Annotated in this window: 24 protein-coding genes; 11 read left to right on the plus strand and 13 right to left on the minus strand. The window is 68.0% G+C overall.

What is annotated here, in order from left to right:
• The first annotated feature begins 20 nt into the window (after nucleotides 1–20).
• Nucleotides 21–719 (plus strand): ABC transporter ATP-binding protein, encoded by a 699-nt coding sequence (locus AC07M8_RS14125; protein ID WP_495175009.1) that lies wholly within the window; start codon nucleotides 21–23, stop codon nucleotides 717–719.
• On the plus strand, nucleotides 719–1927 hold the full coding sequence (locus AC07M8_RS14130; protein ID WP_495174965.1) for an ABC transporter permease: 1209 nt from the start codon (nucleotides 719–721) through the stop codon (nucleotides 1925–1927). Before AC07M8_RS14125 ends, AC07M8_RS14130 begins: the two co-directional genes overlap by 1 nt.
• Before the next feature lie 30 nt (nucleotides 1928–1957).
• Here the strand turns inward: AC07M8_RS14130 and AC07M8_RS14135 are convergent, their stop codons facing one another.
• From AC07M8_RS14135 to AC07M8_RS14155, 5 genes are all read right to left on the minus strand, one after another.
• Nucleotides 1958–2596 (minus strand): nucleotidyltransferase family protein, encoded by a 639-nt coding sequence (locus AC07M8_RS14135; protein ID WP_495174966.1) that lies wholly within the window; start codon nucleotides 2594–2596, stop codon nucleotides 1958–1960.
• Nucleotides 2583–3506: an XdhC family protein gene (locus tag AC07M8_RS14140; protein ID WP_495174967.1), complete on the minus strand. Its 924-nt coding sequence runs from the start codon at nucleotides 3504–3506 to the stop codon at nucleotides 2583–2585. The genes AC07M8_RS14135 and AC07M8_RS14140 overlap by 14 nt, the downstream gene beginning before the upstream one ends.
• Nucleotides 3507–3699: 193 nt before the next feature.
• Nucleotides 3700–5922 carry a xanthine dehydrogenase family protein molybdopterin-binding subunit gene (locus AC07M8_RS14145; RefSeq protein WP_495175010.1) on the minus strand — a complete coding sequence of 741 codons (2223 nt, stop codon included), beginning with the start codon at nucleotides 5920–5922 and terminating at the stop codon, nucleotides 3700–3702.
• Nucleotides 5923–5930: 8 nt separating this feature from the next.
• Nucleotides 5931–6911, minus strand: coding sequence for an FAD binding domain-containing protein (locus AC07M8_RS14150; protein ID WP_495174968.1), 981 nt, complete (start codon nucleotides 6909–6911; stop codon nucleotides 5931–5933).
• Nucleotides 6908–7414 carry a 2Fe-2S iron-sulfur cluster-binding protein gene (locus AC07M8_RS14155; protein ID WP_495174969.1) on the minus strand — a complete coding sequence of 169 codons (507 nt, stop codon included), beginning with the start codon at nucleotides 7412–7414 and terminating at the stop codon, nucleotides 6908–6910. The genes AC07M8_RS14150 and AC07M8_RS14155 overlap by 4 nt, the downstream gene beginning before the upstream one ends.
• A gap of 123 nt (nucleotides 7415–7537) precedes the next feature.
• Between AC07M8_RS14155 and AC07M8_RS14160 the strand changes: the two genes are divergently transcribed.
• Both AC07M8_RS14160 and AC07M8_RS14165 read left to right on the plus strand, forming a co-directional pair.
• The gene (locus AC07M8_RS14160; protein ID WP_495174970.1) at nucleotides 7538–8521 is read left to right on the plus strand and encodes a glycerophosphodiester phosphodiesterase; all 984 of its coding nucleotides are present in this window, start codon (nucleotides 7538–7540) and stop codon (nucleotides 8519–8521) included.
• Nucleotide 8522: 1 nt separating this feature from the next.
• A complete protein-coding gene (locus tag AC07M8_RS14165; RefSeq protein WP_495174971.1) occupies nucleotides 8523–8804 on the plus strand; it encodes a hypothetical protein in 282 nt (93 codons plus the stop codon).
• Between the two features lie 85 nt (nucleotides 8805–8889).
• On the opposite strand, the gene acnA is transcribed toward AC07M8_RS14165, so the two are convergent.
• From acnA to AC07M8_RS14180, 3 genes are all read right to left on the minus strand, one after another.
• Nucleotides 8890–11577, minus strand: coding sequence for an aconitate hydratase AcnA (acnA, locus tag AC07M8_RS14170; RefSeq protein WP_495174972.1), 2688 nt, complete (start codon nucleotides 11575–11577; stop codon nucleotides 8890–8892).
• A 183-nt stretch (nucleotides 11578–11760) separates the two neighbouring features.
• Nucleotides 11761–12447, minus strand: a complete 687-nt coding sequence (locus AC07M8_RS14175) for a GAF domain-containing protein (protein WP_495174973.1) — start codon at nucleotides 12445–12447, stop codon at nucleotides 11761–11763.
• 162 nt (nucleotides 12448–12609) lie between these two features.
• Nucleotides 12610–13266, minus strand: coding sequence for a L,D-transpeptidase family protein (locus tag AC07M8_RS14180; protein ID WP_495174974.1), 657 nt, complete (start codon nucleotides 13264–13266; stop codon nucleotides 12610–12612).
• A gap of 181 nt (nucleotides 13267–13447) precedes the next feature.
• On the opposite strand from AC07M8_RS14180, the gene AC07M8_RS14185 reads away from it, so the two are divergent.
• The 6 genes from AC07M8_RS14185 to AC07M8_RS14210 all read left to right on the plus strand — a co-directional run bounded on the left by AC07M8_RS14185 (nucleotide 13448) and on the right by AC07M8_RS14210 (nucleotide 16649).
• Nucleotides 13448–14005 carry a hypothetical protein gene (locus AC07M8_RS14185; RefSeq protein ID WP_495174975.1) on the plus strand — a complete coding sequence of 186 codons (558 nt, stop codon included), beginning with the start codon at nucleotides 13448–13450 and terminating at the stop codon, nucleotides 14003–14005.
• An 82-nt stretch (nucleotides 14006–14087) separates the two neighbouring features.
• Complete coding sequence (locus AC07M8_RS14190; protein ID WP_495174976.1) at nucleotides 14088–14435, plus strand: hypothetical protein; 348 nt, start codon at nucleotides 14088–14090, stop codon at nucleotides 14433–14435.
• A 231-nt stretch (nucleotides 14436–14666) separates the two neighbouring features.
• Nucleotides 14667–15275, plus strand: a complete 609-nt coding sequence (locus AC07M8_RS14195; protein ID WP_495174977.1) for a LuxR C-terminal-related transcriptional regulator — start codon at nucleotides 14667–14669, stop codon at nucleotides 15273–15275.
• A 50-nt stretch (nucleotides 15276–15325) separates the two neighbouring features.
• Nucleotides 15326–15676 (plus strand): hypothetical protein, encoded by a 351-nt coding sequence (locus AC07M8_RS14200; protein ID WP_495174978.1) that lies wholly within the window; start codon nucleotides 15326–15328, stop codon nucleotides 15674–15676.
• Nucleotides 15677–15721: 45 nt separating this feature from the next.
• Complete coding sequence (locus tag AC07M8_RS14205; protein ID WP_495174979.1) at nucleotides 15722–16168, plus strand: hypothetical protein; 447 nt, start codon at nucleotides 15722–15724, stop codon at nucleotides 16166–16168.
• A 13-nt stretch (nucleotides 16169–16181) separates the two neighbouring features.
• Nucleotides 16182–16649, plus strand: coding sequence for a hypothetical protein (locus AC07M8_RS14210; protein WP_495174980.1), 468 nt, complete (start codon nucleotides 16182–16184; stop codon nucleotides 16647–16649).
• A gap of 12 nt (nucleotides 16650–16661) precedes the next feature.
• Here the strand turns inward: AC07M8_RS14210 and AC07M8_RS14215 are convergent, their stop codons facing one another.
• From AC07M8_RS14215 to AC07M8_RS14230, 4 genes are all read right to left on the minus strand, one after another.
• A complete protein-coding gene (locus AC07M8_RS14215; RefSeq protein WP_495174981.1) occupies nucleotides 16662–16838 on the minus strand; it encodes a hypothetical protein in 177 nt (58 codons plus the stop codon).
• A gap of 87 nt (nucleotides 16839–16925) precedes the next feature.
• Complete coding sequence (locus AC07M8_RS14220) at nucleotides 16926–17594, minus strand: nucleoside/nucleotide kinase family protein (RefSeq protein WP_495174982.1); 669 nt, start codon at nucleotides 17592–17594, stop codon at nucleotides 16926–16928.
• Nucleotides 17591–17953 (minus strand): DUF2147 domain-containing protein, encoded by a 363-nt coding sequence (locus tag AC07M8_RS14225; RefSeq protein WP_495174983.1) that lies wholly within the window; start codon nucleotides 17951–17953, stop codon nucleotides 17591–17593. The genes AC07M8_RS14220 and AC07M8_RS14225 overlap by 4 nt, the downstream gene beginning before the upstream one ends.
• A gap of 67 nt (nucleotides 17954–18020) precedes the next feature.
• On the minus strand, nucleotides 18021–18299 hold the full coding sequence (locus AC07M8_RS14230) for a chorismate mutase (protein ID WP_267394666.1): 279 nt from the start codon (nucleotides 18297–18299) through the stop codon (nucleotides 18021–18023).
• An 88-nt stretch (nucleotides 18300–18387) separates the two neighbouring features.
• Here AC07M8_RS14230 and AC07M8_RS14235 point away from each other — a divergent pair, with 88 nt between their 5' ends.
• Entirely contained in the window at nucleotides 18388–19398 is a 1011-nt protein-coding gene (locus AC07M8_RS14235; protein WP_495174984.1) for a polyprenyl synthetase family protein, read from the plus strand.
• Nucleotides 19399–19466: 68 nt separating this feature from the next.
• Here the strand turns inward: AC07M8_RS14235 and AC07M8_RS14240 are convergent, their stop codons facing one another.
• On the minus strand, nucleotides 19467–20429 hold the full coding sequence (locus tag AC07M8_RS14240) for a cation diffusion facilitator family transporter (RefSeq protein ID WP_495174985.1): 963 nt from the start codon (nucleotides 20427–20429) through the stop codon (nucleotides 19467–19469).
• Nucleotides 20430–20453: the final 24 nt, after the last annotated feature.

A 20453-nucleotide genomic window follows, 5' to 3' on the forward strand; every position in this document is an offset into this window, starting at 1 on the left:
CCGAGGCGCCGCTGATCAGCATGCGCGGCGTCACCAAGACCTATGGTAGCGGCGCGACCCTGTTCCAGGCGCTCAAGGGCGTCGACCTCGACATCGCCGGCGGGGACTTCGTCGCGGTGATGGGCCCGTCGGGCTCGGGCAAGTCGACAACGATGAACATCCTCGGCTGCCTCGACGTGCCGAGCGAGGGAAGCTTCACGTTCCGCGGCCACCATGTCGAGGCGCTCGACCGCGACCAGCGTGCGCTGCTGCGGCGCCGCTATCTCGGCTTCGTGTTCCAGGGCTTCAACCTGCTGAGCCGGACGAGCGCACTCGAGAATGTCGAGCTGCCGTTGCTCTACCGCGGCGACGAGAAGAAGGCGCGCCGCGAGATCGCGATGGCGGCGCTAGAGAAGGTCGGGCTCGACCGCTGGTGGGATCACACCCCGGCGGAACTGTCCGGCGGCCAGCAGCAGCGCGTTGCCATCGCCCGCGCGATCGTCACCCAGCCCGATGTGCTGCTCGCCGACGAGCCGACCGGCAACCTCGATTCCGAGCGATCGATCGAGATCATGGAATTGCTCACCGATCTCAACCGCGGCAGCAACATCACGGTGCTGATGGTCACCCACGAGCCCGACATGGCGGCGTTCGCGCGCACCGTGGTGCACTTCAAGGACGGGCTGGTCGAGCGGATCGAGGCGCAGCACCCGCCGGGCGTCGTCCCGGAGATGCATTGATGATCGGCACGACCTTCGTGCTCGCGCTGCGTTCGATCCGGCGGCACATCCTGCGCTCGTTCCTGACCATCCTCGGCATCGTCATCGGTGTCGGCGCGGTGGTGACGATGGTGACGCTCGGCAAGGCGACCACCGCGGCGGTGCAGAGCCAGATCGCCGCGCTCGGCACCAACATCCTCCAGGTCCGGCCCGGCCAGGGCTTCGGCCGCGGCGGCGGCGGGCCGCAGCCGCCCAACTTCAAGCCCGAGGACGTCGAGGCGATCGCCAACCAGATCGCCGGCGTCACCGCGGTCGCGCCGCAGGCGCAGAGCACCGCCACCGCGATTTACGAGGGCGCCAATTGGTCGACCACGATCAACGGCACCACCAGCGCCTATTTCCAGGTGCAGCCGTGGCCGCTGGTGTCGGGCCGAACGTGGACGCCGGCGGAGGAAGCCGCGGGCAAGGCGGTGTGCATCATCGGCAACACCGTGCGCACCAACCTGTGGCATGGCGCCGATCCGGTGGGGAACCGGTTTCGGATCGGCTCGATCAGCTGCGACGTGATCGGCGTGCTCTCCACCCGCGGCCAGGCCGGGTTCGGCGGCGACCAGGACGATGTGGTGATCATGCCGATCAAGACGGTGCAGCGCCGCTTCACCGGCAGCCGCGACATCAGGCTGATGCTGGTCGGCGTCGACCAGGCCTTTTCCACCGCCGCCGTGCAATCGTCGATCTCCGATCTGCTGCGCGAGCGGCGCAGCATCACCGGCGGCAAGGAAGACGATTTCAACATCTTCGACACCAAGCAGATCTCCGACACGCTGACCGGCACGACGACGCTGCTGACCCGCATCGTCGCCGCGGTGGCGGCGATCAGCCTGGTGGTCGGTGGCATCGGCATCATGAACATCATGCTGGTGTCGGTCACCGAGCGAACCCGCGAGATTGGCATCCGCCTCGCGATCGGCGCGGTGGCGCGCGAGGTGCTGCTGCAGTTCCTGGTCGAGGCGGTGGCGCTGTCGTGCCTCGGCGGCGTGATCGGGCTGGTGATCGCGCAGGGGACAATCGCCGCGATCACCCCACTGATGCAGGTGCCATGGACGTTCGATCTGCAGATCAACCTGATCGCCTTCGCGATCTCGGCGGTGATCGGCGTGGTGTTCGGTTACTTCCCGGCGCGGCGCGCGGCGGCGCTCAACCCGATCGACGCGCTGCGGCACGAATAAGCCCGCGGCGCCGACCGGGGAGGGCTGAGGCTAGGTGAGGTCGCCGAGCGCGGTGCTGGTCGTTGCCGGCCGGGTCCGCGCCTCGGGGGCATGGACCAGCTCGCGCAGCCGCTCGAGCTCTTCGGGCGTGTCGACGTCGATCAGCTCGGCCGGGGTGGTGACGACATGGCGGCCGGCGCGGACTAGGTCGCGCGCGCCGGCGTCGCCCTCCAGCGTCAGCAGGAAGTCGAACTGGTCGCGCCCGAACACCGCCGGCGGCTTGGGAGAGTGGCCGTCGCTCGAGGCGACCACCGCATCGCTCGAATCGGCGGCGTCGAGCAGGCGATAGATGTGGCTCGCGGTCACCCGCGGCATGTCGGCGAGCGCGATCACCACTGCCTCGGCGCCGACCGATTTGGCGAAGGCGACACCCCGCCTGACCGATACCGCCATGCCGACTGCGGGATCGTCATTCTCGACCACGGTGAAGCCGTGGCCGGCGTAATCGCATCGCGTGCCGGCGGTCACCGCCACCCGGTGCTTGAACGGCATGTCTTCGAGCGCGATCGCGACATGGAGGCCGAGCGGGCGGTTGAGGAAGGGCTGGTCGAGCTTGCTGCCGATGTCGCCCATTCGTTCGGAGCGACCGGCGGCGAGCAGGACGAGGACGCAGTCTTCAGCGGCGATCATGAAAGGCTCCCACCATGGCTGCCGCGATCGACAGCGCGATCTCGGAGGGGCCGATCGCGCCGATGTCGATGCCGACCGGTGCGTCGATCCTGTCGAGTTGTTCGGGGGTAACGCCGGCAGCGGCGAGACGCTCCCGCCGCGCCGCATGGCTGCGCCGGCTGCCAAGCGCGCCAACGTACGGCGCGTTGCTGGCGAGCGCGGCGATCAGCGCCGGATCGTCGATCTTGATGTCGTGGCTGAGCGTCACCACCGCGGTCGACGGGCCGGGGCGATAGGCCTCGATCGCTTCGTCCGGCCAGCGATCGTCCAGCGTCACCCCCGGAAAACGCTCCTCGGTGAGGAAGCGCGCGCGCGGATCGATCACCACCGTGTCGATACCGAGCGTGGTGGTCAGCTGCGCCAACGCCTGGGCGATCTGCACCGCGCCGACGATCAGCAGCCGGCGCGGCGGATCGTAGCGGTTGAGGAACGCCTCGCCCGTTTCCTGCGGGCGGACGTCGCTGTGGCCGGTGGCAAGGTCGGTTGTCACCGTCAGCGCCTGGCCGGTCTCGCGCGCCTCGACAATGCGCTCGAACAATTCGGGATCGAAGCCTGCGGCCGAGACCGGCTGGACCATCACCGCGATCTCGCCGCCGCATGGCAGGCCGACTTCCCAGGCGGCAGCATCGGCGACGCCGTAGTTCTTCACCTGGAAGGGCGCGCCCGCGATCACCTCGGCGGCGGTCTGCAGGATGTCGCTCTCGACACAGCCGCCAGACACCGAGCCCTCGAACCGGCCATCGGCATGGACCAGCATGTGGCTGCCCTTGGGCCGGGGCGCCGAGCCCCAGGTGGAGACCACCGTGGCGATCGCCATCGGCTCGCCGTGCCAGTCGCGCGCCGCTGCCAGGACGCTGTCGTTTTCCGCCATAGGTCGTTCTTCCGTGATGCTGGGGCTGGAGGTGCGAACGTCCATAGCGGGTTTCAAGCGCGCCGCGACGATTGCCGCGGTGGAGAATATCCGTCCCTACACCGTCGCCCCAGCGAACACTGGGGCCTCCCGGTTGGCGGGCGATTTGCGCGCCACGAGGAGATCCCAGCTTTCGCTGGGACGACGGTGGGGGCTAAACCGCCGGCAGACCGTCCAGCAATTTGTCCAGCGTCAGCGGATAGTCGCGCACGCGCACGCCGGTGGCGTTGTAGATCGCATTGGCGATGGCCGCGCCGGCGCCCGAGATCCCGAGCTCGCCGATGCCCTTGGCGTGGAGCGGGTTGGAATGGATGTCGCGCTCGGGGAGGAACATCACCTCGAGCTGCGGCACGTCGGCGTTCACCGGAACGTGATATTCCCCGAGATCGTGGTTGACGACCTTGCCGTTGCGATGGTCGTGAACCAACTCCTCGGTCAGCGCCGCGCCGATGCCGAAGGTCATGCCGCCGAGGCATTGCGATCGCGCGGTCTTCTCGTTGAGGATGCGGCCGGCGGCGAACACGCCGAGCATCCGGCGTACCCGGACCTCGCCGGTGACGGCGTTGACCCCGACCTCGCAGAAATGCGCGCCGTACGAGGCTTGGGTGGTCTCGTCCTTCTGCTTGCCGGGCTTGATCTCGCCGGTCGCCTCGATCCCCTCGCCGGCGAGCTCCGCCAGCCGGGTCGAGCGATTGTCGGCGATGACCATGCCATCCTTGAAGGTGATCGCCTCGGGGCTGACGTCGAGCTTCTTGGCGATCTGGTTGCGGATGTCCTCGCACGCCAGATACACCGCCGAGCCCGAGCCGCACGCGCCCCAGGAGCCGCCCGAGCCGCCCGAGGCGGGGCTGTCGCTGTCGCCGAGCTTGATCGTGATCTGATCGGGGGTGAGCCCCAGCAGCTCGCCGGCGACCTGGGCGAGGATGGTGTAGGTGCCGGTGCCGATGTCGGTCATTGCCGTCTCGATGGTGAGATGCCCGGCGGCGTCGAGCGATGCCTTGGCCGAATCGGTCTGCAGCTGGTTGTTGCGCGTCGCCGCGGCCATGCCCATGCCGATCAGCCATTCACCCTCGCGGCGCTGGCCCGGCGTCGCCTGGCGCTCGCTCCAGCCGAATTGCTTTGCGCCCTCGTCGAGGCAGCGGCTGAGCTGGCGGCTGGAGAAGGGGACGTTCTTCTCGGGATCGATCGTCATGTCGTTGCGCTTGCGCAGCTCGACGGGATCGAGGCCGATCTTTTCCGCCAGCTCGTCCATCGCGCCTTCGAGCGCGAGCATGCCCGAGGCTTCGCCCGGCGCGCGCATCGAGCCGGACAGGCCGAGGTTGAGGCGGACGAGGTCGTGATTGATGATGCGGTGTTCGCCCGGGTAGAGCGAATGAGTGCCGATGCCGGCGGGCTCAAAGAAGCCCTCGCCGGGCAGGTTCGAGCACAAGGTTTCGTGGCCGATGCCGACCAGCCGGCCGTCAGCATTGGCCGCAAGCCGGATGCGCTGCTCGGTGTTGGAGCGGCGCGGGGTGATCTCGAACACCTGCGGGCGCAGCATCACCGCCTTGACCGGGCGGCCGAGCTGCTTGGCGGCAATCGCCGCCGCCGCGCTCTCGGGGGAGATGCCGAGCTTGGAACCGAAGCCGCCGCCGACGAACGGAGCGACGATCCGCACCTTCCCCGCCGAGACGCCGAGCGCCTTGGCCAATGCCTGCGCGTCCTGGGTGGGCATCTGGTAGGAGCCGTACAGCGTCAGCTTGCCCTCGTCCCAATAAGCGAGGCTGGCGTGCGGCTCCATCGCCACCGAATTCTGGCTGGGCGTGGTGAAGGTCGCGTCGATCGTCACCGCGGCATCGATCATCGCTTGGTCGAGGTCGCCCTGGCTGAAGTGCGAGGGGATGTTGTTGAACGGTGGCTTGTCGGTCTCGCCGCGATGGGCGTTGAAGTCGTAGCGACCGGGCGTGGCGTCATAGCTGACCGGGAGCTGCAACGCCGCGTCGCGCGCGGCCTCGTAGCTTTCGCCGAGCACGATCGCGATCACCTGGCCGAAATAGGCGATCTCCTCGACCCCCTGGGTGGGCGCCTTGGTCTCTCCGCCCTGGCCGGCGTTGCGCAGGAAGTGCTTGAAGTCGGTGACGACGTCGATCACGCCGGGGAGCGACTTGACCGCTTCGGCGTCGATCGCGCTGACCTTGCCCGAGCCGATCCCCGCGCTGACCAGCACGCCATAGGCCATGTTGTCGACGCGATATTCGGCCGAATAGGTCGCGGTGCCGGTAACCTTGCGCGGCCCCTCGTAGCGGCTGACCGGCTTGGTGATGACGCCCTGGACGCCAGTATCGAGCAGGCTGGTCGGCTGCGGCTCGTCCATCTTGAGCGTGTTAGTGTGGCCCATGCCGAACATCAGCGTGTCTCCGTCAGTTCGCGCAGGCACGCAATCAGCGTGCGGCGGGCGAGGGGAATCTTGAAATCGTTGGTGCCCTGGCCCTTGGCGTTGGCGACCAGAGCGTCGGCGGCGGCGGCGAAGACGGCGTCGGACGGCGCCTGGCCGATCAGCGCGGCTTCCACCGCGGGATCGCGCCACGGCATGTGCGCGACGCCGCCGAAGGCGAGCGACGCCGAGGCGATCCTGCCGTCCTCGACGCTGACCACGCCGGCCACCGAGACCAGGGCGAAGGCGTAGGACGCGCGGTCACGCACCTTGCGGTAGAGCTGCTTGCCGGCAGGCGGCGCGGGCAGCTCGACATGGGTGATCAGCTCGCCCGGCTCGAGCACCGTCTCGATCTGCGGTGTGTCGCCGGGCAGGCGGTAGAAATCGCCGATCGGGATGCGGCGCTTGTCGCCATCGGCCTTGAGGGTGATGATCACCGCGTCGAGCGCGCGCATCGCTACCGGCATGTCGCCGGGGTGGGTGGCGATGCACTGCTCGCTCGCGCCGAGGATGGCGTGGACGCGGGTGAAGCCGCCGATCGCCGAACAGCCGCTGCCGGGCTCGCGCTTGTTGCACGCCATGGCGGTGTCGTAGAAGTAATAGCAGCGGGTGCGCTGGAGCAGATTGCCGCCGGTGGTGGCCTTGTTGCGCAGCTGGCCCGATGCGCCGGCGAGCAATGCGCGGCTGAGCACCTCATATTTGGCGATCACGCGCGGGTCGGCGGCGAGATCGCTGTTCGGGACCAGCGCACCGATGGTGAGGCCGCCGTCCTCGCGCTCCTCGATCTCGCCGAGCGGCAGCCGGCTGATGTCGACCAGCTTGTCGGGCGTTTCCACCTGCAGCTTCATCAGGTCGAGCAGGTTGGTGCCGCCGGCGATAAACTTGGCGCCGACGGTGACATCGGCGACCGCGGCCTCGGGGGTCGCGGCTTTCTCATAGACGAAGGTCTTCATGCCGTGGCTCCTTCCGCTTCGGCGACGTCGCGGATGGCATCGACGATGTTGGGATAGGCCGAGCAGCGGCAGATGTTGCCGCTCATCCGCTCGGAGATCTCGCCGTCGTCGAATGCGGGATCGGAGAGGTCGCCGCTGACGTGGCTCGGCCAACCCTTCTTGACCTCGTCGAGCATGCCGACCGCCGAGCAGATCTGCCCCGGGGTGCAATAGCCACACTGATAACCGTCGTGGCGCACGAAGGCGTCCTGGAGCGGGTGGAGGTTGTCGGGCGTGCCCAATCCTTCGATCGTCACGATCTCGTCATCCTGATGCATCACGGCGAGCGTCAGGCAGCTGTTCACGCGGCGGCCGTTGATCAGCACCGTGCACGCGCCACACTGGCCGTGATCACACCCCTTCTTGCTCCCGGTGAGGCCCAGATGCTCGCGACACAAATCGAGAACCGACGTACGGATATCGGGTTCGGCCTCGTACGACCGCCCGTTGATGGTGAATTGCATGGCCTGCGCCCCTTCTTGCTTGGAGGGGGTAACGCGCTCCCCCGGCTTGGGCTCCGGTTGCGAATCGCTCTCATGTCATTGATCGCGCTGGCGACATCGCCGGCGCTCGCGCAGGATGGTGCCATGACTGCAACGCCGCTCTCACCGCCGATCCTGATCGCCCACCGCGGCGCCAGCGGCTATCGTCCCGAGCACACGCTCGCCGCGTATGAACTGGCGATCGAGCAGGGCGCCGACTTCATCGAGCCCGATCTGGTGCCGACCAAGGATGGCGTGCTGGTCGCGCGCCACGAGAATGAGATCTCCGGCACCACCGATGTCGCCGCGCGGCCCGAGTTTGCCGCGCGGCGCGCCACCAAGACTATCGACGGCGAAAAGCTGACCGGCTGGTTCACCGAGGATTTCACCCTCGCCGAGCTGAAGACGCTGCGCGCCAAGGAGCGGTTGCCGCAGCTGCGCGCCGCCAATGCCGCCTATGACGGCCGCTTTACCATCCCGACGCTGGCCGAGATCATCGCGCTCGCCAAGCAGCATGGTGTCGGCATCTATCCCGAGACCAAGCATCCGACCTATTTCGCCAGCATCGGCCTCGGCACCGATGCGCCCCTGGTCGCGCAGCTCAAGGCGGCGGGCTGGGACTCGGCGTCGGCACCGGTGTTCATCCAGTCGTTCGAGGTCGCCAATTTGCGCCGGATCCACGGCATGACCGGCATCCGCCTGATCCAGCTGATGGCGGGCGAGGGCGGCCCGGCGGATGGCGCGGCGCCCTCCTATGCGGCGATGCTCACCCCTGAGGGGCTGAAGGCGGTGGCGGCCTATGCCTATGGCATCGGCCCCGACAAGGCGCAGCTGTGGCGCACCGATCGGCCCGAGCTGCCCTCGACGCTGGTCGCCGACGCGCATGCCGCCGGCTTACGCGTCCACCCCTGGACCTATCGCGCGGAAAACTACTTCCTGCCGACCCGCTTCCGCCACGGCACCGATCCCGCGGCCCATGGCGACATCCAGGCCGAGATCAGCGCGGGGCTTGGTCTTGGCATCGACGGCTTCTTCACCGATTATCCCGCGATCGGAACGGCGGCGCTCACGGCTGCCAAGGGAAAATAGTATGCGTGCTTCAATCCTTCTCCTGCCGCTGCTCGCGCTCGCGGCGAGCGGCTGTGTCGCCCAGACGGCGTGGAACGTCGCGACCCTGCCGGTGAAGGCGACCGGCAAGGCGATCGACTGGACCACCACCAGCCAGTCGGAGTCCGACCGCAACTATGGTCGCAAGATGCGCAAGCAGGAGGCGGAGGAGGGCAAGCAGCGCCGCAAGGCGGCCGAGCGCTGCAAGAAGCATCCCGACGACCAGGATGCCTGCCATTATCAGGGGTATCGCGCGGGGTATTGAAGCGGCGCCCGGGGCACATCGCGACAGGCACGAAAAAGGGGAGGGGTGCGAACCCCTCCCCCTCTGTTGTTCGTTGCGTCGCCGATCAGGCAGCCAGGTTGCGCAGCACGTACTGGAGGATGCCGCCGTTGAGGAAATATTCGAGCTCGTTGACGGTATCGATCCGGCAGCGGGTCTCAAAGGTTTCGGTGGTGCCGTCGGCGCGGGTGAGGGTCACCGTCACCGCCTGGCGCGGGCGCAGGCCGGCGACGTTGGTGATGGTGAAGGTCTCCGAGCCGTCGAGCTTCAGCGTCTCGCGGGTGATGCCATCGGCAAACTGCAGCGGCAGCACGCCCATGCCGACCAGGTTCGAGCGGTGGATGCGCTCGAAGCTTTCGGTGATCACGGCGCGGACGCCGAGCAGGTTGGTGCCCTTGGCCGCCCAGTCGCGCGACGAGCCGGTGCCATATTCCTTGCCGGCGACGATAACGAGCGGGGTGCCGTCCGCCTTGTGGCGCATCGCGGCGTCATAGATCGCCATGGTCTCGCCGTCATATTTGGTCATGCCGCCCTCGATGCCGGGGACCATCTCGTTCTTGATGCGGATGTTGGCGAAGGTGCCGCGGACCATGACCTCGTCGTTGCCGCGGCGTGCGCCGTAGCTGTTGAAATCCGACTTGCTGACCTGGCGCTCCTGGAGGAACGAGCCCGCCGGGCTGTCCGCCTTAATGCTGCCGGCCGGCGAGATGTGGTCGGTGGTGATCGAATCGCCGAGGATCGCCAGCGGCTTGGCCTCGATGATGTCGTTCACCGGCGCCGGCGTCATCGACATGCCCTCGAAATAGGGCGGGTTGTGGATGTAGGTCGAGCTGGTCGGCCAGCTGTAGGTGTCCGAGGCGGTGACGGTGATGCCCTGCCAGTGGCGGTCGCCGGCATAGACGTTGCCGTAGCGGCTGCGGAACATCTCGTCGTCGATGTTCGCCGCCATCACGTCGGCGATCTCCTGGTTGGTCGGCCACACGTCCTTGAGGTAGACGTCCTGCCCGTCGGTACCCTGGCCGAGCGGGGTCTCGATCATGTCGGTGGTGACGGTGCCCTTCAGCGCATAGGCAACGACCAGCGGCGGCGAGGCGAGGAAGTTGGCGCGCACGTCCGGCGAGACGCGGCCCTCGAAGTTGCGGTTACCCGACAGCACCGAGGCGGCGACGATGTCGTTGCCGTTGATCGCCGCCGAGATGGCAGGCGCGAGCGGGCCCGAATTGCCGATGCAGGTGGTGCAGCCATAGCCGACCAGGTTGAAGCCCAAAGCGTCGAGATCGGCGCTGAGCCCGGCCTTGTTGAGATAGTCGGTGACGACTTGGCTGCCCGGCGCCAGCGACGTCTTCACCCAGGGCTTGGGCTTGAGGCCGAGCGCATTGGCCTTGCGCGCGACCAGGCCCGCGGCGACCAGCACCGAGGGATTGGAGGTGTTGGTGCACGAGGTGATCGCGGCGATCACCACGTCGCCATCGCCGATGTCATGGTCGCGGCTCTCGACCGCGGTGCGCTCGGGGCGCTCCTTGTGGTAGATCTTGAACAGATCGCCGTTGAACACCTCGTCCACCTTGCCGAGGCTGACGCGGTCCTGCGGACGCTTGGGGCCGGCGAGGCTGGCGGTGACGCTGCCCATGTCGAGCTCGAGCGTGTCGGTGAACACCGGATCCTCGGCGCCGTCGTGGCGCCAGAAGCCGTTCGCCTTGGCATAGGCCTCGACCAGCTCGACCGTCTCGGTCGAGCGCGCGGTGAGGCGCATATAGTCCATGGTCTTGTCGTCGATCGGGAAGAAGCCGCAGGTGGCGCCATATTCGGGCGCCATGTTGGCGATGGTCGCACGATCGGCGAGCGTCATCGAGGCGAGGCCCGGGCCGAAGAACTCGACGAAGCGGCCGACCACGCCCTTGGCGCGGAGCATCTGGGTGACGGTGAGCACCAGATCGGTCGCGGTGATGCCCTCGGCAAGCGCGCCGGTGAGCTTGAAGCCGACCACCTCGGGGATCAGCATGCTGACCGGCTGGCCGAGCATCGCCGCTTCCGCCTCGATGCCGCCGACGCCCCAGCCGAGCACGCCGAGGCCGTTGACCATGGTGGTGTGGCTGTCGGTGCCGACCAGCGTGTCCGGGTAAGCGATGGCGTTGCCGCCCTTGGCGTTGTCGCCGGTCTCGACCGACGACCAGATCGCCTGGCTGACATATTCGAGGTTGACCTGGTGGCAGATGCCGGTGCCGGGAGGAACGACCTGGAAGTTGTCGAGTGCCTTGGAGCCCCATTTGAGGAACTCATAGCGCTCGGCGTTGCGCTGATATTCGAGATCGACATTGTCCTCGAACGCCTTGGGCGTGCCGAACTCGTCGACCATCACCGAGTGATCGATGACGAGGTGGACGGGGACCTGCGGGTTGATCTTGGCCGGGTCGCCGCCGAGCTTGGTGATCGCATCGCGCATCGCGGCGAGATCGACAACGCAGGGCACGCCGGTGAAATCCTGCATCAGCACGCGCGCGGGGCGATACTGGATCTCGCGGTCGCTGCGGCGCTCCTTCTGCCAGTCGACCACCGCCTGGATGTCGGCCTCGGTGACGGTGACGCCATCTTCGAAGCGGAGCATGTTCTCGAGCAGCACCTTCATCGAGAAGGGCAGGCGGCTGATATCGCCGTACTTCTCGGCAGCCTTGGCGAGGCTGTAATAATCGTAGCTCTTGCTGCCGACGCTGAGCGTCGTGCGAGCGTTGAGGTTGTCCTGGCCGATCGCGGTCATGTGCTTTCCCTTCTGGTTCCTGGCTCAAGGCGCTCGGGGAGGCGGCATGGGGCCGCGCGGGCGCGCGTGAACGCTCTAGGCGAATGCGAATGTCGCCGCGGGCCTTAGCAAGGGGTTAGCGGCGGGGGAAGGGCGGCGGCGCGGTTAAGCGATGTCGCCCGTGTTTCAGGAGGTTGCCGGCATTCAGCGGCGGGCGAGGCGAAGCCGGTCGATCTGATCGATCACTTCCTCAAGCCGGGCGAGCGGCGCGGTGGCATTGACCTGGTCGAGGGCCGCGGCGGCCTGGATCAGATGCTCGCTGGCCCGCTCCAGCCAGGGGAGATCGTGGTCGCCGATCTCGCCGCCGTGCAGCATCGCCTCTACCGTCGCGGCGCGGTGATGGCGCATCTCGCGGCGCATCTCGAACGCCGCGACCGTGCGCCGGGCGAGATCGCGCAACGCGGCCTGCTCGTCTTCATCGAGCCCAGCGCGCGGCTCGACATCGATCACGCACAAGGTGCCGATGCATACGCCATTGTCCATCCGCAGCGGTGCGCCGGCATAGAAGCGGATGTTGGGCTCGCCGGTGACATTGGCAAAATCCTGGAAGCGCGGATCGGCGGTAGCATCGGCGACGATGAACAGATCGTCGCCCTGGATCGCATGCGCGCAGAAGCTCTGCTCGATCGGCGTTTCGTCTGCCTCGAGCCCGATCCGTGCCTTGAACCACTGGCGATCGTCGTCGACCAGGGTGATGGTGGAGATGGGGGCGCCGGTGCGATAGGCCGCGGCACCGACGATGGCGTCATATTGCGGCTCGGGCGGCGTATCGAGGATCTCATATTCCACCAGCGTGGCAAGCCGGTCGGCTTCAAGCGAGACGTCGATCATGGCAGTTCCGTTCTCCCCCATCATGCGGCACACGTGCGATCTGGCCGCAGATCACTGGTGGGTAGCGGGTGCATGGCAGCGAGAAGGTAAGAAATTATCAACGCGGGCGTCAACGCACGGATTAACCAACCTTGATCAAGCGAATTGGCTGAACCGTCGCATTCAGCTGGTCAGCGCACCGCCGGTGGCCAGCGATTTGCCGCGGGTGATGATCACCCGGTCGCCCAGCCGTGCTTCGCCGAACAGCTTTTGCGCGAAGGCAAGCGGTACGCCGATGCAGCCATGGGTGGCATAGCCCCATTCCACCTTGCTGCCGTGGATCGAGACGCCATCGTTGGTCAGGCGCAGCATGTACGGCATCGGCGCATCGTAGAGGTTGGAGACGTGATGCGCGTCCTTCTGGGTGATCGGGAAGGTGCCGAGCGGGGTCGGCTTGTCGTCCGCGCCATAGAGGATCGCGGTGGCGCCGATCTCATAGCCGTTGCGGAACACCGAGAGCGTCTGCGCGGCGAGATCGACGGTGATGATCAGCGGTCCGGCGGGCACGCCTGCCTCGTCCCAGGTGAAGTCGCCGAACTTGATCGGGCCAATATCGAGCACGCGCTTGACCATCAGCGGCTCGGCGGTGGGGTGAGGAAGCGGCGCCGGCGCGGCGGGGACGACGACCGGCTGCGTCGTGGCCGGACTGGGCTGCGCAGGTGAGCGAGGAGCCGCCGCGAAGGTGGCGCGGGGGCTGTGTGCCGGCAGACTTGCGGCAAGGATCCCGGCGAGGCCTGCACAGGCGAGGATCAGCTTGGCGGCGATCGTCTGTCGTCTCACGTCATCTCCTTTCCCGGCTGTCGAGGTGGCGGCTAACAGCTTAGCGGCGGCGCGCCGCTTGGCGAGGGGGGTAAATCGCGCTGTTCCGCTGCGGGACGAAGCCGAGGGTCGTCAACGTCTGCGTGTTTGTCGCCGTCGCTGCCGGTGGACGCTGCCGCCGTCCGCCGCCTAGAAGGCGGGGATGCCGCGCCAGCTAAAGGTCTATCGCACCCCGATCGGGTTCCATGACGCCTATGTCGCGGCACCCAGCCAGAAGGCGGCACTGGCGGCATGGGGCAGCGCCAAGGACCTGTTTGCCCGCGGCGCGGCCGAGCTGGTGACCGATCCGGCGCTGACCGCGGCGCCGCTGGCAACCCCGGGCGTGGTGGTGAAGCTGTCGCGCGGGACCGCCGCCGAGCAGATCGCGGCGCTGCCGCCGTCGCGACCAAAGAGGCGCGCGGCCGAGCCGGTCGGCGAGGGTGAGGCCGCCCCTGCCAGGCCGGCACCGGCACCGGCATCGGCACCGCTGCCAATGCCTAAACCGAGCCGCCAGGGTTTGGAGAAGGCGGAGCAGGCGCTCGCGGAGGCGGAAACGCGCCATCGCCAGGCCGACCGTGCGCTTGCCGCCGAAGAAGCGGCGCTGGCCAAACGGCGCAAGGAGCAGGACCGCGCGAGCGCGGCCGAGCGCGCCAGCCTCGAGGAGGAGCGCGACCACGAGCGACGCACTTATGACAAGGCGATGGCCGCCTGGCGCGGCTGATCGGCAGCGGCCGGGCGGCGTCGGTGGCGGCGCAGGGAACCCGGTCGCGCCGCGCTCTGTTGTGGTCGCGAAAGGATCATCCATGTCGCACATTCCCAATTCGGCCATGAAGCACGCCGGCCCGACCCATCATGAGGAGAAGGCCAAGCCTGCCAAGCCGGCGCCACGCCCCGGTATCAGCGGCTCGCTGATCGCACTCGGCGGGACCCTGCTGGTCGGCGCGGTGGCCGCGGTAGCGGTGCCGCTGTGGCGTCGCCGTGCCGATGCGGACAAGACCCCCGAGCGCAAGCCGCGCGCGCGCAAGCCCGCGGCGGCGAAGGCCACCGGCAAGGGCGCGGCCAAGCACGGTGGCGCCAAGGCGGCCAAAGCGGATGCAGGCGCGAAGGCCAGCACCCACAAATCGGCCGCGCACAAGCCAGCGGATGCCTGAACGGATCGCGGCGATAGTCAGGCGGCCCTTCCAGGTGCCGCCGCATCGCCGCTCGATCCGTCGTGCCGTGGTCCAAGGTCCCGTGCCGCAGCGGAGGGTTTTGGCGGCGTCGCCAATTCATGATAGCCCCCGCTCAACAGGCGGGGGGCTAAGGGAGCGATGACGGAGGCAGGATCACGGGCTGGTGGGATGACGCGTGCGTCGTCCCCGGGGGCCGCCTCCGCATCGCCGGTGGACCAAGCGATGGAGTCACCGCCGACCGGCGATCCGGCGCGGTTCGCCCGGCTCGGCCGTCGTCATCGCGAATGCCTGCAGGCCGTGCGCCAGCTCAAGGGCTCCAAGGAAATTGCCGAGCAGCTCGGCATCGAGAAATCGACGGTCGACGGCTACATCACCGAAGCGGTCAAGCTGCTCGGCGCGCGCAACCGCCGCGAAGCCGCCTTGTGGTTTGCCGAGCATGACGCGACCCGGCTGCCGACCGTGGCCGGCGATGCCTCGATGTCCGCTGATCTTCCACCGCACGACGCCCCCGATAAAATAAGGGGTGATTCTGCGCGGCTAGCCTTGCCGGCCATGTCGCTGGCACCCGGTGCCGCGCCGGACGAGCCATTCGTCGGGCAACCGGGGGGAACCGGGGACGCGCCGTCGAGGCTGCGCTCCCCGGGGATCCGGTTGCCGTTCCGGCGGAAGGGACAAGCGGGCAACGAGCTGTCGATCGGCAGCCGGCTGATCTGGATCCAGGCCATTACCCTGGGCATCGCCATCGGCTTTGGCATGCTCATGATCGGCCTCCAGATCCTCACGGGGATGATCGAATCCGTCACCCGCCACCTTTCCTGATCTTGGCGAACAAACCCGATGAGGGGCCCGAGCAGGGCGGAGGGGTGGTCATGGAATACGCAAATACCCGCGAGGCAGCCCGCAGTGTCGCCGATCTGTTGTGGCGGCTCGAGGCCCAGCTCGACGAGGCGTTCGCGACCAGCGGCGAGCTTCTCGCCTCGCTGCCGCGGGCGCGCCACACCGCCCAGCTGCCGGCGATCGTCGGCCAGCAGGCGTTCGAGCTGTTCAGCCAGGCAGTGGTGGCGATCGGCGCCGCGCGCGGCCACACCGTCGCCGGGCATCGCATCGTCGAGAAAGTGGGCAGGCAGATCGGATTTGAAACGAGCTTCGGTGACGAACAACCCAAGCCCGCGGCAGCCCCGATGGGTACCGACGGCGGTCACTTGCGCGTCGCTGCCTAGGTGTCATGGCTTGGCCGCTAGATTGCTCCTTTGGCAGGCCAAGCCATGATCCACATCCTGTTGTTCAATGCCGTGCTGGTGATCGCCTGCGGCTATGCGCTGATAGTCGGCGGGGCGCCGGAGCGGTTGACCGCGGCGACCTTCCTGCTCGGCGCCGCGGCGACCTTTGCCGTGCCATTCCAGCCGCGGCAGAGCTTCTATGCGGTGCATGGCGTAATCCTGACGATCGATGTCGTCATGCTGGCGGTGCTGGTCGGCATCGCGCTCCGGGCGGACCGCTACTGGCCGCTCTACGTCAGCTCGTTGCACCTGATCACCATCGCGATCCATGGCGTGAAGGCCTACCAGCCGACGCTGGTGCCGTGGATGTACGCCGCTGCGAGTGCCAAGATTGCCTATCCGATGCTGCTGCTGCTGCTGATCGGCGCAGTCCGCCACCGCGACCGCCGGGTCCGGTTCGGGTCCGATCCCGATTGGTCTCCGCTGACGTGAGCAGGATCCTGCGATGACCGCCGATACCCGGTTGCTCCGCTGGCCCGAGCGCGACCGCGACGATTACCAGCGGCTGGCCGCCGCGCTGGAACAGGTGCGCCTGTCCGCGGCGCAGGCGCGCGGCGAACTGGTGGCGCCGCAGTTCGTCGGCCCCGAAGAGCCGAGCGACCTCGATCGTGCCCGCGCGCTGTTTGCCCAGCGGCGCGCCCGCGACGCGGCGGCGGGGCAGGACACCGATCTGTTCTCGGATCCGGCCTGGGACATCCTGCTCGCGTTGTTCATCGCCCAGGCCGAGGGGCGCAGCCTGGCTGATACCGATGCCTGCGCGGCCGCATGCGTAGCGCCGGCGGCGGCGCTGCGCTGGCTGGATGCGCTCGGCGCACGGGGCCTGGCGAGCTTCCGCGCCGGCAATCTGGGTAGGCGAGCGATGCTGACCGCAGCAGGACATGCCCTGGTGGTCCGCTGCATCGGCGAGACGTGACCGCCGCTGCGCTCAGCCGGCGCGGTCGGCCTGGTCGCGCATCATCTCGACACCCTGGCTGATGTGATTGCCCGCGATCGAACAGCCTAGATCGTCAGCGAGCCGCATCAGTTCCTCGCCCAGCGCCACCGCGCGGCGAAGCAGTTCCGCCCGGATCCGTTGTTCCGCCACCGTCCTGTTATGCTGCATCGCGCCGGTGTAGCGGGGTTCGACGACCGCACAACCGCCGCACCCGCGATGCGCGTCCCGCCGTGGCGCAGCAGCGCCGGGCTGCCGCTAGCGGCGCGGCAGTACCGCCGCGACGATCTCGGCGGCAATCGCCTGCGGCGGGCGCATCGCGACGCCATCGAACGTGCCCACCCGCAGCCAGTCGCCGAGCAGATCGGTGTCGCTCAGCGCGGCATAGCGATCTCGCACCCGTCCCTGCAGCGAGCGATCGGCCTCATGCTGGTCGAACACCAGTTCGGTATAGGAGCGTTGCTGCTTCTGCGCGATCTGGCGGCGGGCGGTATCCAGCGGCGTATCGAGGTAGATCGACAGATCGGGCGGCGGCAGCGCGAAACTGCCGGTCTCCAGTGCGACGATCCAGCGCATCAGCGCGTCCGCCTCGTCATCGGCTACCTTGGCGGCCTGGTAGACGATGTTGGAGGCGATATAACGATCGAACACGACGACGTCGTTCGCGGCCGCGACGGCGGCGATGTGATCGCGCGATTCGAACCGGTCGAGCGCGTAGAGCACCGCCGCCGCCTGCGGCGTCACCGGGCGGGGCAGGGTGCCGGCGAGGAACTCGCCGAGCACATGGCCACCGACGGTCGCGGTGTAGCGCGGAAAGGAAATCACCGCGGCGCGCAGCCCCGCCGCCTCGAGTTGGCGGACCACCTCGGCAGCGGTCGTCGCCTTGCCGGCGCCATCGGCGCCTTCGATCGCGAGCAGCAGGCTCATTCGCGCCGCCACAGCTGAGACTTGCAGATCAGGCCGCCGATCAGGCAGCCCTTCACGTTGAGCGTGTTGGCGTCGACCATGGTGATGGTCGAGCCGAACGCCCGCCCCATGTCGGGGATCCACACCTGGCCCGACCAGCGACCGCGACCGCTCGGCTTGTAGCCGCGCAGCAGCGCGGTGCCGATCAGCGGTGGCGCGCCCTTGGCGGCGGCGTCGTTCCTGGCCTTGTCGCTTGCGCGCACGATCCAGCCGCACAGCTTGTCGCCGCACGCGCCGGTGCGCACCGCGACCGAATTCTTCGGATTGTGCCACACGCCGAGAATGGCGGGCTGCGCGGCCGGCGACGCCGCAGCAAGCATGAGAGGTAACAGAACAGCGATCATGCGCGCCGCTCTAGCCGTCCACCGATGAATGAAGCGTGGCGAATCACCCACGCAGGCCCTGGTGGTGGCGGATCACCTCGTCGATGATGAAGCGCAGGAATTTTTCGCTGAATTCGGGATCGAGCTCGGCTTCCTCGGCGAGATGGCGCAGCCGCGCGATCTGGCGTTCCTCGCGGCCGGGATCGGCGGGCGGCAGCCCGGATTCGGCCTTGTAGCGGCCCACCGCCTGGGTGACCTTGAAGCGCTCGGCGAGCAGATGGACCAGCGCGGCATCGATATTGTCGATGCTCTTGCGATACCCCTGCAGCACATTGTCACTCATCGTGGCCCTCCCGCGGCGCGCGTCGAATGGCCGCCCCATGCGGCCTGGGCTTGCCTTTGCCAAGCCCAGCGGCCAGAGCCCCGCGAAGATGACCGCTACCATCCACCGTCTCGACAACCGCGAGCCGTCCCTGGAGCCGATGCTCCAGCTCGTCGCCACCGACATGAATTCGGTGAACGCGGTAATCCTGGACCGCATGCAGTCCGATATCCCGCTGATCCCCGAGCTTGCCGGGCATCTGATCGCCGGGGGCGGCAAACGGATGCGGCCGATGCTCACGCTCGCGAGCGCGCGGCTGATCGGCTACACCGGCTCGCGCCATCACCGGCTCGCCGCCGCGGTGGAGTTCATCCACACCGCGACGCTGCTCCACGACGACGTCGTCGATGGATCGGACCTCAGGCGCGGCAAGCGCACCGCCAATCTGATCTGGGGTAACCCGGCGAGCGTGCTGGTCGGCGATTTCCTGTTCTCGCGCAGCTTCGAGCTGATGGTGGAGGACGGCAGCCTCAAGGTGCTCAAGATCTTGTCGAGCACCTCGGCAATCATCGCCGAGGGCGAGGTCAACCAACTCACCGCGGCGCGGCGGATCGATCTCGGCGAGGACCGCTACCTCGACATCATCAACGCCAAGACGGCGGCGCTGTTCGCCGCGGCGTGCCGGATCTCGGCCGTGGTCGCCGAGCGCGGCGAGGGCGAGGAAACCGCGCTCGACGCCTATGGCCGCAATCTCGGCATCGCCTTTCAGCTGGTCGACGACGCGATCGACTATGTCTCGGATGCAGGCACGATGGGCAAGGATGCCGGCGACGATTTCCGCGAGGGCAAGATGACCCTGCCGGTGATCCTCGCCTACGCCCGCGGCAGCGCCGAGGATCGCAAGTTCTGGAAGGACGCGATGGAGGGCCGCCGCGCCTCCGACGAGGATTTCGTGCTGGCAGTCGATCTGGTGCGGCGGAGCCGGGCGGTCGACGACACGCTCGCCCGCGCCCGTCATTACGGTCAGCGCGCCGTGGACGCGATCGCCGGCTTCCCGGCAGGGCTGGCTAAGGATGCCATGATCCAGGCAGTCGAGTTCGCGGTGGCGCGGGCTTATTAAGGCCGGGGCGGCCTCGCCCCTCCATTGCGTCCTCCCGGGGCTCGATCCGGAAGGACGACCGATCTGCTCTAGACGCTGGCGGGGCTTTGCAGGCGGCAGTCGTGGCCGCCGGTCTCGCATTGCAGCGTCGCATGACCGATGCCGAAGCTGTCGTGGAGCATGGCCTGAGCGTTGACGAGAAAGTCGTCGCCGGGATGGCCGTTGGCCACCACCAGATGCGCCGTCAGCACCGGTTCGGTGGTCGACATCGGCCAGATGTGAAGGTCATGGACCCGATCGACCCCGGGCAGCGCCTCCAGCGCCGCGGTCACGGCATCATAGTCGATGTTGCGCGGCACCGCTGCCAAGGCCATCTCCACCGTCTCGCGGAGCAGTCCCCAGGTCTGCGCGAAGATCAGCGCGACGATCACCAGGCTGACGAGCGGATCGAGCCAGGTGACGCCGGTGTACCAGATGATCAGCCCAGCGACGACCACCCCGGCCGACACCAATGCGTCGGACAGCATGTGGAGATAGGCGCCGCGAATGTTGACATCGCCGTGGCGGCCGCGCGCGAATAGCCAGGCGGTGAAGGCGTTGACGGCGATGCCGACCGCCGCGATCGACGACACGGTCAGCCCTGCCACCGGGGAGGGCTCGGCAAAGCGTTGCACCGCTTCGAGCGTGATCGCCCCGAGCGCGACCAGCAGCAGCAGCGCGTTGGTCAGCGCCGCAAGGATGGTCGAGCCCTTCAGGCCGTAGGTGAAGCGCTTGCTCGGTGCGGTCCGTGCCAGCGCCGCGCCGCCCCAAGCCACCGCCAGCCCGAGCACATCCGACAGGTTGTGGCCTGCATCGGCCAGCAGCGCGACCGAGCCGGTCCAGAAGCCGGCGCCGCCCTCGCCGAGCACGTAGAGGATGTTGAGCGTGATCCCGATCGCGAAGGCGCGATCGAAGTTGGCGGGTGCGTGGGAATGGCCATGCGCGTGGCCGTGGCCGTGTCCGTGTCCGTGCGTATGACCATGATCGTGGCCGTGGTGATGATGTCCGCTCAACCGTCCCTCCGTCGCGGTCCGCCT

The sequence above is a fragment of the Sphingomonas sp. GW821-FHT09E03 genome (genome assembly GCF_059416225.1).